Origin of the sequence: Aeromonas enteropelogenes, from assembly GCF_020097295.1 — a bacterium.
GTDB classification, from domain to species: Bacteria; Pseudomonadota; Gammaproteobacteria; order Enterobacterales; family Aeromonadaceae; genus Aeromonas; species Aeromonas enteropelogenes.
The window spans coordinates 2,089,244-2,105,067 of the sequence record NZ_CP083625.1 but is presented as its reverse complement, the minus strand read 5'-3'; the positions used below and the strand labels follow the sequence as shown (position 1 = coordinate 2,105,067).

Annotated in this window: 15 protein-coding genes and 1 pseudogene; 6 read left to right on the top strand and 10 right to left on the bottom strand. The window is 60.3% G+C overall.

Going from position 1 to position 15,824, the window contains the following annotated elements; translation table 11 throughout:
* Positions 1-455: 455 nt before the first annotated feature.
* Together LA321_RS09955 and LA321_RS09950 are read right to left on the bottom strand one after the other, a co-directional pair.
* A pseudogene (locus LA321_RS09955) lies at positions 456-1,469 on the bottom strand (IS110 family RNA-guided transposase).
* Positions 1,352-1,882 carry an Arm DNA-binding domain-containing protein gene (locus tag LA321_RS09950; protein ID WP_082043369.1) on the bottom strand — a complete coding sequence of 177 codons (531 nt, stop codon included), beginning with the start codon at positions 1,880-1,882 and terminating at the stop codon, positions 1,352-1,354. Before LA321_RS09950 ends, LA321_RS09955 begins: the two are co-directional and overlap by 118 nt.
* Before the next feature lie 259 nt (positions 1,883-2,141).
* On the opposite strand from LA321_RS09950, the gene LA321_RS09945 reads away from it, so the two are divergent.
* The 4 genes from LA321_RS09945 (at position 2,142) to LA321_RS09930 (ending at position 5,716) form a co-directional block, all read left to right on the top strand.
* On the top strand, positions 2,142-3,023 hold the full coding sequence (locus LA321_RS09945) for a DMT family transporter (protein WP_082043370.1): 882 nt from the start codon (positions 2,142-2,144) through the stop codon (positions 3,021-3,023).
* A 247-nt stretch (positions 3,024-3,270) separates the two neighbouring features.
* A complete protein-coding gene (locus LA321_RS09940; RefSeq protein WP_042070176.1) occupies positions 3,271-4,089 on the top strand; it encodes a DUF3100 domain-containing protein in 819 nt (272 codons plus the stop codon).
* A complete protein-coding gene (locus tag LA321_RS09935; protein WP_026457657.1) occupies positions 4,086-4,535 on the top strand; it encodes a hypothetical protein in 450 nt (149 codons plus the stop codon). Before LA321_RS09940 ends, LA321_RS09935 begins: the two co-directional genes overlap by 4 nt.
* On the top strand, positions 4,535-5,716 hold the full coding sequence (locus LA321_RS09930; RefSeq protein ID WP_042070178.1) for a M20 metallopeptidase family protein: 1,182 nt from the start codon (positions 4,535-4,537) through the stop codon (positions 5,714-5,716). Before LA321_RS09935 ends, LA321_RS09930 begins: the two co-directional genes overlap by 1 nt.
* Positions 5,717-5,799: 83 nt before the next feature.
* Here the strand turns inward: LA321_RS09930 and LA321_RS09925 are convergent, their stop codons facing one another.
* The 8 genes from LA321_RS09925 to LA321_RS09890 form a co-directional block, all read right to left on the bottom strand.
* A complete protein-coding gene (locus LA321_RS09925) occupies positions 5,800-6,759 on the bottom strand; it encodes a LysR substrate-binding domain-containing protein (RefSeq protein ID WP_042070180.1) in 960 nt (319 codons plus the stop codon).
* 118 nt (positions 6,760-6,877) lie between these two features.
* Positions 6,878-7,504 (bottom strand): LysE family translocator, encoded by a 627-nt coding sequence (locus LA321_RS09920; RefSeq protein WP_042070181.1) that lies wholly within the window; start codon positions 7,502-7,504, stop codon positions 6,878-6,880.
* Between the two features lie 98 nt (positions 7,505-7,602).
* Positions 7,603-8,097 (bottom strand): acetolactate synthase small subunit, encoded by a 495-nt coding sequence (ilvN, locus tag LA321_RS09915; RefSeq protein WP_026458423.1) that lies wholly within the window; start codon positions 8,095-8,097, stop codon positions 7,603-7,605.
* Positions 8,097-9,815 carry an acetolactate synthase 3 large subunit gene (locus LA321_RS09910; RefSeq protein ID WP_042070183.1) on the bottom strand — a complete coding sequence of 573 codons (1,719 nt, stop codon included), beginning with the start codon at positions 9,813-9,815 and terminating at the stop codon, positions 8,097-8,099. Before LA321_RS09910 ends, ilvN begins: the two co-directional genes overlap by 1 nt.
* Before the next feature lie 391 nt (positions 9,816-10,206).
* Positions 10,207-10,359 carry a hypothetical protein gene (locus LA321_RS09905; protein WP_156130703.1) on the bottom strand — a complete coding sequence of 51 codons (153 nt, stop codon included), beginning with the start codon at positions 10,357-10,359 and terminating at the stop codon, positions 10,207-10,209.
* Between the two features lie 41 nt (positions 10,360-10,400).
* Positions 10,401-11,510, bottom strand: coding sequence for an MJ1255/VC2487 family glycosyltransferase (locus tag LA321_RS09900; RefSeq protein WP_042070185.1), 1,110 nt, complete (start codon positions 11,508-11,510; stop codon positions 10,401-10,403).
* Positions 11,507-12,004, bottom strand: coding sequence for a phosphatase PAP2 family protein (locus LA321_RS09895; protein ID WP_042070187.1), 498 nt, complete (start codon positions 12,002-12,004; stop codon positions 11,507-11,509). Before LA321_RS09895 ends, LA321_RS09900 begins: the two co-directional genes overlap by 4 nt.
* 136 nt (positions 12,005-12,140) lie before the next feature.
* Positions 12,141-12,764 carry a TetR/AcrR family transcriptional regulator gene (locus LA321_RS09890; RefSeq protein WP_026455914.1) on the bottom strand — a complete coding sequence of 208 codons (624 nt, stop codon included), beginning with the start codon at positions 12,762-12,764 and terminating at the stop codon, positions 12,141-12,143.
* Between the two features lie 408 nt (positions 12,765-13,172).
* Between LA321_RS09890 and leuA the strand changes: the two genes are divergently transcribed.
* Together leuA and leuB are read left to right on the top strand one after the other, a co-directional pair.
* Positions 13,173-14,735, top strand: coding sequence for a 2-isopropylmalate synthase (leuA, locus tag LA321_RS09885; protein WP_026455913.1), 1,563 nt, complete (start codon positions 13,173-13,175; stop codon positions 14,733-14,735).
* Positions 14,732-15,817, top strand: coding sequence for a 3-isopropylmalate dehydrogenase (leuB, locus tag LA321_RS09880; RefSeq protein WP_042070188.1), 1,086 nt, complete (start codon positions 14,732-14,734; stop codon positions 15,815-15,817). The genes leuA and leuB overlap by 4 nt, the downstream gene beginning before the upstream one ends.
* Positions 15,818-15,824 lie beyond the last annotated feature (7 nt).

Genomic DNA, 15,824 nt, shown 5'->3' with positions numbered 1-15,824 from the left:
TGCCAGCCTTGGGCCAGCAGTGTTCGGTCGTAGTAGTAACGGTCAGCCTGATGGCTACCCCGGTCGATGCGGCAGCCCGTCACGGTGAGCTCAAACGTGGCGTTGTTTCCCAAATCAGCCAGCAAGTCATGACTTCGCCAGCCCCAGGTGACCGCTACACTCGGGGCTGTCTGACAGGTAGTTCCAGGGTATTCATAGATGGTCGCCTCGGTTTGCCAAGCCTTCAATCGATGACGGTGAGTTAGGTTGAGATTGCAGCCATAGATCCGGACTGTGATCGAGGCTACTGCCTCTGTCCCTGATGGAATTCGCTGACTGGCTCCTCTATCAGTTTGTCGCTCTCGAAAGTGCTTTGAATACCTCGGGTTTTGCCAGTCACGGTCTGACCTGTCTCGCCATCACGTCATGATTGCCTGTGCAATCGGTGGTTTTCTGCCTCTGCTATTGTCTTGTCATTACGCCGCTAGGATTGTGCCTGTGCCGTATTGCGCATCAAATTCTCGATCATTGGCTAGTAGAGCCCAGACGATGCGGGCCGTCTTGTTGGCCTGTGCTACCGCCGCCACATTATGATTGCGTCGCGCCATGACCCCCTCCAGCCAACTACCTGCGTGTTGTGCCTTGCTCTTCACCACCCGCAGCACGGCTGCGGGCACCATGGATGAGTAGGGTGCGCAGATAAGTATCGCCGCGCTTGCTGATCCCCAGCAGTGTTGGCTTGCCGCTGCTGGAGTGTTGCCTGGGCACCAACCCCAGCCAGGCTGCCAACTGCCGGCCGTTCTGAAACTGTTTGGCATCGCCGATGGTAGCAACCAGCGCGCTGGCGGTGAGTGGACCGATACCCGGTATCTTCGCCAGTTTCTGGCTGGCCGGACTGTCCTGATGCCAACTTTGGAGCTGAACGTCCAATTCCCTCACCTGCTTATCGAGCTCCTTGAAGTGAGCGCTCAAGCGGTCGAGTAACTGACGAAACCGCCCTGGCAACCCATTATCCCCCGCCTCCAGAATGTCAAGCAGGTGCTGATTGATGTGGCGAATGCCCTTGGGGATGATAATACCGTGCTCCGCTAGCAGCCCCCGGAGTTGGTTTGCCTGCGCGGTCCTCGCCTTGACGAATCCCTGGCGGGCCCGATGCATTGCCAGGACGGCCAGTTGTTCGCTGTTTTTAATCGGCGCAAAGCACATGTTCGGGCGGCTCATCGCCTCGCAAATGGCTTCGGCATCGGCCGCATCGTTCTTGTCGGTTTTGACGTAAGGTTTGACGAACTGCGGTGCTATCAGCTTGACGGTATGCCCCAGCGCCTGAAGTTTGTAGCCCAGAAGTGGGCACTGCCGCAGGCCTCCATGCCAATCAGACAGGCGGGTCGGTCGCTGAAGAACGGCACCACCTGCTCGCGTTTGAGTTTCTTGTTGAGGATCCGCTTGCCGTGCACATCGACGCAATGAACTTGGATGCAGGATTTTGCCAGATTGAATAGACCCACTTCGCAAATTGCTGGCGATGCTTCTCACTGTTAGACCTTTTCTTATCAGCGTGATGGCAGAGCCAATACTCGAGTGCATCTTTAACCGTGACAGGCTTCAGCCTTTCATCTTTCCCGATCCGCGTCATCAAGGCGGGATCGTTGCCCTCTTCCAACCAAGCTCGACATTGCGCCGCCTTTTTCCTTGCTTCGGAAAGCGACAGTCCCCCCTCCTGACCGGTATAGGATCCCAGAGTCAGGTTTTTTGCCTTGCCTACAATTCGATAGCGGTACACGAAGCTGACTTTTCCGCTATTCCTCCACAGAACAGATAGCCCATCCCTGTCCGCAACCTTTCTGGGCGTATCATCATCGTGACCACGCAGCATTGCTTTGAGTTTTGAATCTGAGATTGCCATTTTGAACCCACATTTGTCTTATATCCCCTAAGATAACTTTAGACAAGCATGGAAAGTTAGACGATATAAATCAATAAGATAGGTGCGATTTATAGACATCACCAAACAGCATTAGACAAGCGGTGTGATAATACGGCATGAACTGATTGCTGGCCGGGCATCGTGCAAGCGATGCCCGGCAGAGATGAAAGGCGCCGGGTAGCAATACCCGGCGCCTTTCCTTTATGCTCTCCCCTCCTGTTTCATCATGATGCCCTCTATGAACCGCGCTCCCCTGCTGCTGATGGTGCTGGTCACCCTGCTGGCCGCCGCCGGCTGGCTCTTCTCGAAAGAGGCGATCCGCGAACTCCCTCCCGCCGCCTTTATCGGCAGCCGTTTCCTGCTGGCCGCCCTCTTGCTGTTGCCGCTCGCCTGGCTGCGCGAACCGCCCCCCAACCGTGGCCAGCTGATCCGCGCCGCGGGCTGCGGCACCCTGCTCGGCACCAGCCTGCTGCTCTGGGTCACCGCCATCAGCCAGAGCGATGCGCTGGGCAGCGGCGCCTTCATCATGAGCGTGGCCACCCTGATGGCGCCGCTCGCCGCCTGGGCTGCCTTCAAGGCCAGACCGGGTCGCCACTACTGGCTCACCCTGCCGCTCGCCATCGCCGGCCTGCTGCTGCTCTCCAGCAGCACCCAATGGGGCGTCTCTTTGTCGCTGTTCTGGTTTCTGGCGGCGGCCGCCACCCTCGGCATCCAGCTCGCGGTCCATCGCCACTTCGCCCAGTCCATTCCCCCCACCTGGCTCACCTGCATCCAGCTGGCGGTGACCGGCCTGCTTGGCACCCTGCTCTCCCTGCTGACCGAGCAGTGGCCCGCCAACATCAGTCACGGCATCTGGGGCTGGTTTGCCGCGAGCGTCCTGATCGCCACCACCCTGCGCTACTGGCTGCTCACCCACGCCCTGAGCAGGATGACCACGGCCCACGCCGCCCTGATGATGCTGCTCGAACCGGTCTGGACCCTGATCCTCAGCACCCTCTTCTATGGCGAGCCGCTCGGTGGCAACAAACTGGCTGGCGCCGGGCTGGTGCTGGGTGCCCTGGTGCTCTACCAGCTCCCCCTGCTGCTGCGCAGCACCCGGCTCAAGCCGCTCGAACGATAAGCCTCTCCCGTGGGCCATCCATCCGATGGCCCCCCTCTTGTACCCACGCCTGTCACGCTGATGTGTCACTGGATTTAACCCTTGGTATCCAAAGGGTTAAAGGGCATACCCCATGAAAAAATGCCATATGGCCAGCTTGATGGCGGTCACATTACTCACCTCCCCTGCTCCCTATCATGCCTCCATCATCCATCCGTCGGGCCCGCCCTGAGGATGGCCACACATGGGATAACAAGAGAAGAAGACTATGCAGCAAACCAGCCCCCTCAAGACGGTCACGGTCAGCATATTGGCAACCGCCATACTGATCTTTGTGGCCCAGTACTTGATAGGCAAACAGGAGATAAAGATTGGCATCGCCATCATCCCCATCCTGCCCATGCTCTTTGCCGTCATCATCGGCATGATTGTTTCCGCCAAGCCGGTCAAGGAGCGCATCCCCGGCTGGCGCAAGCTCTTCTCCGAAAAAGAGGAAGGGTTCTGCGGCAAGATGGTGGGCTTCAGCCTGCTGATCCTTGGCACCCAGTATGCGGGGATGATCATCCCCAACCTGAAACTGATCCTGAGCGTCGGCGTACCGCTCTTTTTGCAGGAGATTGGCAACCTGCTGCCCATCCTCATCGCCATTCCGCTGGCGGTGAAGTTCGGTTTCGGCCGCCGCGCCATCGGGGCCTGCTCCTCCATCAGCCGTGAGCCCTCGGTCGCAGTCATTCAGGGCAAGTTCGGCACCGGTTCCCAGGAGTACATAGGCGTGCTCGCCATCTACCTGTGCGGCTCCGTCATCGGCACCCTCTGGTTCAGCGTGCTCGGCAGCATAGCGCCGCTCACCGGCCTGCATCCGCTGGCGCTGGCCGCCGGCTCCGGCGTGGGCTCAGGCTCCATGCTGAGCGCCGCCTCCGGGGCGCTGATCAACGGCCTCGACGAGGCGCTGGCCCAGCAGGTGCTGAGCATCGCTGCCGCCTCGAACCTGCTCTCGTCAGCGCTGGGCGCCCTCTCCCTCACTTACCTGGGACTGCCCCTTGCCGAGAAGATCTTTGCTCTGACTGCGAAAGGAGAGAAAGCATGAGAAGCATCGTAATGGATATGCGGTTCGTCTTTCTGGCGATCCTGCTGGCCATGTTTACCCAGACTCTGACCACTGGCCTGCCGATCTGGCAGATGGGTGACAGCTTCGTGGCCATGTCGCTGGTGGTGTTTGCCTCTCTGGTGGCCAAGCACTATCTGCCCTCCTCCCTGCCGGCGTTTGCCTATGCCACCATCATCGGCATTCTCATCTGCCTGCCGGACACTCCGGTGCGCGGCCTCTTTATCGATGCCGTGGCCAAGATCTCCTTCCTCTCCTGCTGCGTGCCGCTGCTGGCCTTCGCCGGTCTCTCGGTGGGCGGTCAGCTGGAGGAGCTGAAGAAGATGTCGTGGAAGGTGATCCTGATCTTCATGATCGTCTCCACCAGTTGCTTCTTCGGCGCGTCGCTGGTTGCCCAGCTTGGCTTCTCCATTCAAGGGATCATCTGATGAACCACTATCACATTGAACCGGCCCTGCTGGCCTTGCGTGACTTCAGCCAGGAAGTGCGCCACCACCTGCACACCATCCCCGAGGCTTCCGGCGTCGAGTTCAAGACCTCGGCCTACTGCCGCGAGCTGATGCAAGGCTTTGGCTACCGCCTCACCGACTACCCGGGCTTCACCGGCTTTCACGGGGATCTGGTGATAGACCCGAGCCTGCCCACCATCGCCTTTCGGGCCGACATGGACGGCTTAGAGATGCACGACATGAGCGAGGTGGCGTTCAAGTCCACCCACGAGGGGATGGCCCACAACTGCGGTCACGACTCCCATATGGCGATCGCCCTGACCACGGCGAAATTTCTGGCGGAGCATAAAGAGCGGCTGACCCACAATGTGCGCGTCATCTTCCAGATGGCGGAGGAAGACATGCGGGTGCCGGGCGCCGAGAAGATGGTGGAGCTGGGCTGCATGGCGGGGGTGGACGAGGTCTATGCCCTGCACAACGACGGCGCCATGGAGACCGGCACCATCAAGTTCAACAGCGGCGTCATGTCCTCCTGGGGTTCGGCCTGGACCCTGGAAGTGCACGGGGTCTCGGCCCACGGCTCCACTCCCCACAAGGGGCTGGACGCCATCCGCGAGGCGGTGCGCATCATTGAGGACATGGACTATATCGTCGCCAAGCGCACCAGTCCGTTCAGTCCGGCAGTGTTCGGCTGCGGCATGATCAACGGCGGCACCATCCCCAACGCCATCGCCGACCATGTGCAGGCGCGCGGCACCATCCGCGCCATGGACGCCGAAACCGACCAGATCCTGAAAAACAGCTTCAGGGAGATAGTGGCCCAGAGCGAACTGCGCGGCTTCAAGACCAGCATGATCTATGCCGGTTATCCGGCGGTAGAGAACCACCAGGAGGCGTGCGAGCGCCTGCTGCTGGCCGCCGCCGACGTACTGCCTGCGGAAGGGATCAACGCTCAGGGTCAGCCGATGACCGGCAGCGAAGATTTCAGCTACATGGTCAACGCCTGCCGTGGCCGCAAGGGCGCTATGTTCTTCCTCGGCAGCGGCTGCCAGGCCAAGGGGATCTGCAACTATCTGCACGCGAACCCCTACTACCTGGATGACGATTGCCTGCTGATCGGAGCCCAGATCTTTATCAATCTGGCGACCCGTCGCCCTTAAAGTCCCATCCCCTGAAACAAAAGAGAGGCAAATGCCTCTCTTTTTTTATCTCTGCGATTCAAATCCATATGGCGGACACGGCGTTACAGCCAGGGCAGCTCCGCCATATTGATGGCCGACGGCTGGTTCATCAGGTGGCGCTGTACCGTCTCCCGGCTGATATGGGGGGCATAGAGGTGAATGAAGTCATACATGTAATCGCGCAGGTGCACATGCTTGCGCAGGCAAACGTGGGTGGCACTCGAGGCGATCAGATGATCGATATTGAGGCAGACCAGATCCTCCCTGTCCCCCTCGTCAAAAGCGACGCTGGCGATCACCCCGACCCCCATGCCGAGCCGCACATAATGCTTGATGACATCGGTGTCGGTGGCGGTCAGCACGATTTTCGGGGAGAGGCCGTGGCGACCGAAAGCCTTGTCCATCTTGGAACGGCCGGTGAAACCGAACACATAGGTGATCAGAGGGTAACGGGCCAGATCGGCCATGGACAAGGGCTGGCACTCAAGGAGCGGGTGGCCATGGGGCACCACCACGCTGCGCCCCCAGCGATGACAGGGCACGGCGGCCAGCTCGTCGAACAGGTACATGGACTCGGTGGCAATGGCCATCTCCACGTCACCGCTTTGCACCATCTGGGCCAGCTGGGCGGGCGCCCCCTGATGAAGATGGATCGCCACCTCGGGATAGCGGCGGTGAAACTCGGTAATCACTTCGGGCAGCTTGTAGCGGGCCTGGGTGTGGGTGGTGGCGATGCGCAGCACCCCGCTGGTGGCGAGCTGCTCGCCCAGGGACAGCTGGTTGATCTGCTCCACCTGGGCCACCACTCCCTTGGCCAGCTCCATCACCTGCTCACCGGCAGGGGTCAGACCAATGAGGTTCTTGCCCTTGCGGGTGAAGAGAGCCAGCCCCAGCTCGTCTTCCAGCATCTTCATCTGCTTGCTGAGGGTGGGTTGGGAGGTGTAGAGCTTCTCCGCCGTCGCCGAGATGTTGAAGTTGTTCTTCACTATCTCGGTAAAGTTCTTGAGCCGGGCGATGTTCATCTGTGCTAGTGGGTCTCGATTGTCGGCGGCCGGCAGGCCGTGGCCGCGAATGGAAATACCCAGCGACCATATCACAGGGTCGCCGGGGATAACCTGCCCCAGGTCAGGGAGTGGCTGACTATTCGCTCGCCAGCTTGACCCCGAGCCCGACAAAGAGGGTGCCGATACCCCGGTTGAGCCAGCGGCCAATCCTGGTCGGCAGCTTCACCTTGTTGCTGGCATAGGCGGTGCTGAAGACCAGAAAGTGGCACCAGATCATACCGTTCAGGTTGAAGATGCAGCCGAGCAGGATAAAGGCGAGGGCCTTGTCGGGGGAATCCGGCGCGATGAACTGGGGCACGAAGGCGAGAAAGAAGAGCGCCACCTTGGGGTTGAGCACATTGGTCAACACCCCCTGCCAGTAGATGCGGCCATAGGAGAGCGCCGGCAGGCTCACTCCCGTGCTGTCGACCCTGGCCGATTTCTGGCGAAACAGCGAGATCCCCAGATAGATGAGATAGAGGGCCCCCACCAGCTTGATCACGGCGAACAGCTCGGCCGAGGCGCTGAGCAGGGCCGAGAGACCAAGGGCGGCCCCCAGCACATGGATCATGGTGCCGGTTCCTATCCCCAGGGCCGCCGCCGAACCGGCCCGCCACCCCTGCGAACCGCTGCGCAGCATGATGAGCAGGGAGTCCGGCCCCGGCATCATGTTGAGCAGCAGACCCGATACCACAAACAGCGCCAAATCGTGGATCCCGAACATCTCTCCTCCTCTACTTTCCGATTGCCAAAAGCAGAGGGCTCCGCAGAGCCCCCTGTATCATGGGTGTCTTTATCTTGCTCCGCGGACTTGCACCTGCATCAGGGACGCAGCGCCTTGTCGGCGCGGGAGATGCCGCAGACACCGGAGCGCACCACTTCGATGATCTCGTTGGTCTGGGCGGCGGTCTTGATGAAGGCATCCAGCTTCTCGCTGGTGCCCACCAGCTGCACCGTGTACTGCTCCGGGGTTACATCGACGATCTGACCACGGAAGATATCCGCCAGGCGCTTGAGTTCGTCGCGACCACCACCGGCGGCGCGCGCCTTCACCAGCGCGATCTCCCGCTCGATGTGCTCCCCTTCGCTGAGATCGCACACCTTGAGCACGTCCACCAGCTTGTGCAATTGCTTCTGGATCTGCTCAAGCACCCGCTCATCCCCCATGGTGACTATGGTCATGCGCGACAGGGTGGGATCCTCGGTGGGAGCCACGGTCAGGGTTTCGATGTTGTAGCCGCGCTGGGAGAAGAGGCCCACCACCCGGCTCAGGGCGCCGGATTCGTTCTCCAGCAGAACGGAAATTATATGTCTCATCAGGTTCTCTCCGTCTTGCTCAGCCACATCTCGTCCATGGCACCAAACTTGATCTGCATCGGATAGACGTGCTCATCCGGGTCGACCGAGATGTCCATGAACACCAGCCGATCCTTCATGGCAAACGCCTTCTCCATGGCGCTCTCCAGCTCGGCCGGATCGCTCACCGCGATACCGACATGGCCGTAGGCTTCCGCCAGTTTGACGAAGTCCGGCAGGGATTCCATGTAGGAGTGGCTGTGACGGCCGCCATAGAACATCTTCTGCCACTGCTTGACCATGCCCAGCGCTCGGTTGTTGATGGAGATGATCTTGATAGGCACCCCGTACTGCATGCAGGTAGAGAGCTCCTGGATGTTCATCTGCACCGAGCCGTCGCCGGTGACGCAGCAGACCACCGCATCCGGGTTGGCAAACTGGGCCCCCATTGCGGCCGGAATGCCAAAGCCCATGGTGCCGAGGCCGCCGGAGTTAATCCACTGGCGCGGCTTGGCGAACGGGTAGTAGAGGGCGGCAAACATCTGGTGCTGGCCCACGTCGGAGGCGACGAACGCCTGGCCCTGAGTCACCTTGTAGAGGGTCTCTATCACCTGCTGCGGCTTGATCTGGGTGGGCGAGGTCTCGTAGGCGAGGCAGTGACGGGAGCGCCACTGGTTGATCTGCTCCCACCAGTCCGCCATCACCTGCTTGTCGTTGTCAAAGTCGTTCTCGCGGATCACTTCCAGCATCTGCTCCAGCACGGTTTCCACCGAGCCGACGATGGGTACATGGGCCTGCACCGTCTTGGAGATGGAGGTGGGATCGATGTCGATATGCACCACGGTGGCGTTGGGGCAGAACTTGGCCACATTGTTGGTGACGCGGTCATCGAAGCGGGCACCCACGGCGAAGATGAGATCCGCGTTGTGCATGGTCTTGTTCGCTTCGAAGGTGCCGTGCATCCCCAGCATGCCGATGAACTGCGGATGGGTACCCGGGAAGGCCCCCAGCCCCATCAGGGTGGTGGTCACCGGCAGGTTCAACAGCTCGGCCAGCTTGGTTACCAGATGATCCGCATTGGCGTTGATGGCACCGCCCCCCACGTACATCACGGGGCGCTGGGCCTCCACCAGCAGTTTGGCGGCGCGCTTGATCTGGCCTTTGTGACCTGACTTGGTCGGGTTGTAGGAGCGCAGGGAGACCGTCTCCGGATACTGGTAGGGGAATTTCTCTTTCGGGTTCTGCACGTCTTTGGGCAGATCCACCACCACGGGCCCCGGGCGGCCACTGGCGGCAATGTAGTAGGCCTTCTTGATGGCCTCGGGAATGTCGCTCGCCTTCTTGCACAGGAAGCTGTGCTTCACCACCGGGCGGGAGATGCCGATCATGTCGGTCTCCTGGAACGCATCCTCGCCGATCATGCTGGTCGGCACCTGGCCGGAGAGGATCACCAGCGGAATGGAATCCATGTAGGCGGTGGCAATACCGGTAATGCAGTTGGTCGCGCCAGGGCCAGAGGTCACCAGTACGGTTCCCACCTTGCCGGTGGAACGGGCGTAACCATCAGCCATGTGCACAGCGGCTTGCTCGTGCCGCACCAGAACATGCTCCATCTTGCCGTTTTCGAAGAGAGCGTCGTAGATGTCGAGCACCGAACCACCCGGGTAGCCAAATACGTGTTCGACTCCCTGATCCTCCAGCGCTCTAACCACCATCTGGGCGCCTGATAACATCTCCATGATAAAGCCCTCCAGGCTTTGCTCCGTTTAGCGAATCCCGTCGACAGCACCGTGCTTCCCGGCACAGCCCAATCCGTTTCTTGTTGTTATCTGAATGCAGATCGGGCCAATTCAGCCCCGCCGACAGCAGAAAAAAAGGATTTTTCCATCATTGACCCGAGAATCGGGTGAAAAACCAACTTAACCTGCCCGTGAACGCTTGTCCACGGCTTTGTCTGACCGAAACAGTCATAGATTTCAACCGGCTATTAACATTCAATGGTTTGCTACCATGGCGGTAACACAAACGGGAAGTAAGTCGATGAAAAGCCAGCGGATCGTCCCGATGAGGGCAGTGACGGCCATAAAAAAGCCCACCGATTGATCGGTGGGCTTTATCGTTGCGGGTGACTCAGTGATCCTGTTCCGGCTCGGCCAGCCAGATCTGCTGATCCGGATCCGTCTCCTCGCTGACAGAGATACTGACGCCCATGTCCAGCAGTTCGTGCAATGTCAGGTTGTCTGCCAGATCCATGGTTTCGCCATTTTCATTGGTAAAGCGCATTACTTCCCTCCTCTTCGCATCTTGCCGGCTCGCCTTTCAGTCTAGTTGACAACACTGACTTGCGATAACCAGCAACCGGACAAACTCTCGCCCCCTTCCAGCTCGCTCAGGCGATCGCAGACCTCTTCCGGAAACAGGGTACGGGCCCAGAGCCGCCGTGACAGGGCGGGCACGCTCTCTTCGGCCCCTGCCGCCAGCCAGCGTGCCACCTCGCCCGCCACATCCGGGTAACTGATCACTCCCGGGGCGGCGCTGTCGAGCCAGTGGCGAACCTGGTTGGCGTCGAGGCAATCCATCAGGGTCGCCAGCCCCATCATCTCCAGCGTCTTGCCGTTGGTCAACTGCTCGAACTGGCCGTGCAGCGGCTTGACCAGCAGCTTCTTGCCAAGAGACAAGGCCTCGCTCGCCAGCTCGAATCCGGCGTTGGAGATGACTCCGCGGCAGCCACGCAGCACCTCAAGGAAACCCTCACGGGAGGGGGGCTCGAAGCGCAGGTTGCGCCATTGACTGACGTTGCGGATCGCCGGATGAAAGCAGACGAAGCGTTGCTGGCTGAAACGCGACAACAGGGCCGCGATGGCTTCGGTCTGCTCGAAGGGGAGATAGACCAGGATGTTGCCGTTGTCAGGCGCCGCAACCAGAGGGTCGATCACCGGTGGCAACAGGGGTTGCCCGAAATGGAACCAGTGCAATCCGAGCGGCCGGGAAACGGGGGCGAAGTGGCGCATCAGCTGGCGACTCAGGCCATCTTCTCCCCAGCGGGGGATGGGCCAGTTGAAACTGGCCTGATGACTGATGGTGAGACTCGGCTTGTGATAACGGCGGGCGGCGTGGGCGGTGAGAGGCTCAAAATCGCTCACCACCAGGTCATATTCGTGGCAATCAAGGGAGTGCAGATCCCGCCAGAAGGTGAGCGGCGATGCCGCCAGCAGGGTACGCCAGGGAGACACCTTGCCTTCATGAGTGACAAAGGTGAGCCCGGAGAAAGCGCGATAGGCGCCAAACTCCGCCATGTCGAAGTAGCCGTCGGCGGGACGGCCGCTGAACAGATAATCCACCTCGACCCCGGCGCCGCGCAGAGCCCGGGCCAGGGTTCTGCTGCGACTGATATGGCCATTGCCGGTGCCCTGCACCCCGAACAGTATTCTCATCCCTGACTCCAGAGCAGTACCAGCATGGCGCAGCCACCGCCGAGCAGGGCGCCGGCCACCAGATCGCTGAGATAATGCACCCCGAGCAACAATCGGGATGCCCCCACCAGGGCGGCCCAGCCAAATAGCAGGGGGGCCCAGAGCGGAAACGCCGTGGCCAGCAGGGTGGCCATCAGAAAGGCGGCGGCGGTGTGACCGGAGGGCAGGCTGTAACGATCAGAGGGGGTGATGAAGACCGGCAGCCCCACCGGACGCTGCCGCTTGAGGCTGTTTTTCAGCAATAGATAGAGTGGCAGCTCGAGGGCAAAGGCGAGCAATACCTGCCCTACCAGTTCCCGCTCCCCCTGCCACCAGAGCAAGGCCCCCAGCACGCCATAAAGCGGGCCATCACCGGTGCGGGAAATCAGCCGACTGACTCTTGCCTGTGGCCGGTTGTAGGCATGCAGCAGGCAGACCCGGCATACCTGCAGATCCCATTGCTGGAGTTTGTTCATGACTCTCTCCTTCCTTGAGCTTTCATGGCAGGGTAGGAAAGAGGGATGACAGGGTGTTGAACGGGGGATAACAGATTTATGAAAAAAGGGCCGAAGGGCCCTTTTGATGACTGCCAGGCGGTATGCCTCGGCGTATTTAGTTCAGGCTGCCACGCAGACCGTTTTCCATCAGACGGCAGTTGTGATCCGCCAGACGGGCCATGAAGTGCTCATCCACCTTCAGGCCGAACACCTGCTCGTAGAGATCCTTCATCACGAACGGCTGCCACATCATGCTGAGGAAGGAGACCTTCAGCATCTCGGGATCCAGGTTGTCACCCAGTTCACCGTTGGACTTCATGGATTCCAGCAGCGCATCAAACTGGGGCAGCTGGCGCTCCAGCAGACGACTCAGCACAAAATCCCGTCCCGGGCTTTTCTCGGTCGACAATGCACTGGAGATGGCGGAGGTCAGCTCGCTGTTCGGCGCCATGACCTGGTAGTAGGTGTTGAGCAACTCGTTGAGACTGTGGTTGCTGTGCTCATCCTGCCAGGCGTGTTCCAGCGGCTCGGCCACATCTCCCAGCACCGCCTTGTAGAGGCCCTCTTTGCTGCCGAAGTAGTAGTGGATCATCGCCAGATTGGAGCCGGCCAACTCGGCGATTTCGCGGGTAGTGACCTTGCTGTAGGGAGTGGAGAGAAAGCGCTCGCGAGCGGCAGCCAGCAGTTTGTCACGAATGTCAGAACGCCCGACCGGACGACCAGGTCTACGTTTTTCCATTTAACACCTCAGATAATTCAGCCAATGCTGATAAGTCGATCTGGTTGTGCAAAGAATCGAGTACAGCAGGAATGACCGAATAATCAGTCATGGGCCGAATATGGGACAAGGAAATTTGCAATCCTTTACAATCCGATTAAATACGTCAGCAGATTGCCCCTGGCCGCCCGTGTTGACACAGCATAAAAATCTCGATATTGGTAAAGGCGTTACCGACAGGAAGGAATAACACCGTCATGCATATTGCCACCCCGCTACTACTAATCTCCCTAATCGCGTTGACTCGCGCGGGATCCTTGTAGCCGGGCTCAGGTATAGCCGGAATTTACAAAAACCCGTGCACCCTGCACGGGTTTTTTTATGCCGCCGCAGGATGCACGTCACCGAACTTAGGAAGAGGGAAGTCACATGTCAGATCGGGTCATCATATTCGACACCACCTTGCGTGATGGTGAGCAGGCTCTGGCCGCCAGTTTGACGGTCAAGGAGAAGCTGCAGATAGCCCAGGCCCTGGAGCGGCTCGGTGTCGATGTCATGGAAGTGGGATTCCCGGTCTCCTCCCCCGGCGATTTCCAGTCGGTGCAGACCATCGCCCGCCACATCAAGAATAGCCGGGTCTGTGCCCTCGCCCGGGCTCTGCAAAAAGACATCGATGCCGCCGGTGAGGCGCTCAAAGTCGCCGAGGCGTTTCGCATCCACACCTTTATCTCCACCTCCTCCATCCATGTCGAAAGCAAGCTGAAGAAGAGCTTCGAGGACGTGCTGGAGATGGGGATCGGCGCCATCAAGCACGCCCGCCGCTACACCGATGACGTGGAGTTCTCCTGCGAGGATGCGGGCCGCACCCCGATCGATAACCTCTGCCGCATGGTGGAAGCCGCCATCAAGGCCGGAGCCCGCACCATCAACATTCCGGACACCGTGGGCTATACGGTCCCGACCGAGTTCTCCGGCATCATCCAGACCCTGTTCAACCGGGTACCCAACATCGACCAGGCCATCATCTCGGTGCACTGCCACGACGATCTGGGCCTCTCGGTGGCCAACTCCATCGGTGCCGTGCAGATGGGCGCTCGCCAGATCGAGTGCACCATCAACGGCATCGGCGAGCGGGCCGGCAACTGTTCGCTGGAAGAGGTGGCGATGATCCTCAAAACCCGCGCCGACCTGCTCGGGGTGCACACCAACATCCGCCACAGCGAAATTCATCGCACCAGCACCCTGGTCAGCCAACTCTGCAACATGCCGGTGCAGCCGAACAAGGCCATCGTCGGTGCCAACGCCTTCTCCCACAGCTCCGGCATCCACCAGGATGGCGTGCTCAAGGCGAAAAACACCTATGAAATCATCACCCCCGAGAGCATCGGCCTGACCCAGAACAACCTCAACATGACCTCCCGCTCCGGCCGACACGTCATCAAGCACCGGATGGAGTCCATGGGCTACGCCGAGAGCAGCTACAGCCTCGACGATCTCTACGCCAAGTTCCTGACTCTGGCCGACAAGAAGGGGCAGGTGTTCGACTATGACCTGGAAGCTCTCGCCTTCTTCAGCCAGATCCACGAAGAGCCGGAGCACTTCAAGCTGGAGTACCTCGGGGTGCAGAGCGGCAGCTCGGTGCTCGCCACTGCCTCGGTCAAGCTCAAGGTGGGGCAGGATCTGGTCTGCGAGGCGGCCACCGGCAATGGTCCGGTGGATGCGGTTTACCAGTGCATCAACCGCATCACGGGTTACGAGATCCGCATCGACAAATACGCCCTCAAGAGCAAGGGGGAAGGGGAAGATGCCCTCGGCCAGGTCGATATCGTCGCCGAGTACAAGGGACGCAAATTCCATGGCATGGGACTGGCCACCGACATCATCGAATCATCAGCCCATGCCCTGCTGCATGTGATCAACAGCATCTGGCGCGCCGACCAGGTCGCCGAACAGATGGAACGCAATAACAATATCAAGACGGAGACAGTATGAGCAGTTATCGGATCGCAGTATTGCCGGGTGACGGCATTGGCCCGGAAGTGATGGCCGAGGCCGTCAAGGTGCTGGAAAAAGTGCAGGCCAAGTTCGGCTTCAATCTCGAGTACGATCGCCATGACGTCGGCGGCATCGCCATCGACAACCACGGCACTCCGCTGCCCCAGAGCACGATCAAAGGCTGCGAAGCCGCCGACGCCGTGCTGTTCGGCTCGGTCGGTGGTCCCAAGTGGGAGCACCTGCCCCCCAACGATCAGCCGGAGCGTGGCGCCCTCTTGCCCCTGCGCGCCCACTTCAAGCTGTTCTGCAACCTGCGCCCGGCCCGCATTTATACCGGTCTCGAGCAGTTTTCGCCGCTGCGCGCCGACATCTCCGATCGCGGTTTCGACATCGCCTGCGTGCGCGAGCTGACCGGTGGCATCTACTTCGGTCAGCCCAAGGGGCGCGAGGGTGAAGGCCCCACCGAGAAGGCATTCGACACCGAGGTGTACCATCGCTTCGAGATCGAGCGCATCGCCAAGATTGCCTTCGAGTCCGCCCAGGTACGCAAGGGCAAGGTCACCTCCATCGACAAGGCCAACGTCCTCGCCTCCTCCATCCTGTGGCGCGAGGTGGTGACACAAGTCGCCAAGTCCTATCCGGACGTGGCGCTGAATCACATGTACATCGACAACGCCACCATGCAGCTCATCAAGGATCCGTCCCAGTTCGACGTGCTGCTCTGCTCCAACCTGTTTGGTGACATCCTCTCCGACGAATGCGCCATGATCACCGGCTCCATGGGGCTGCTCCCCTCCGCCAGCCTGAACGAATCCGGTTTCGGCCTGTTCGAACCGGCCGGTGGCTCGGCGCCGGACATCGCTGGCAAGGGCATCGCCAACCCCATAGCCCAGATCCTCTCCGCCGCCCTGATGCTGCGCTATAGCCTGGGCCAGGAAGCTGCCGCCCAGGCCATTGAGCAGGCCGTGGCCCAGACCCTGGCCGAAGGCTACTTCACCGCCGACCTGCACCAGGCAAGCGCCCGCCACCCGGTACAGAGCACCGCCGCCATGGGTGACCAGATCGCCGCCCGCATCTGACGCCACG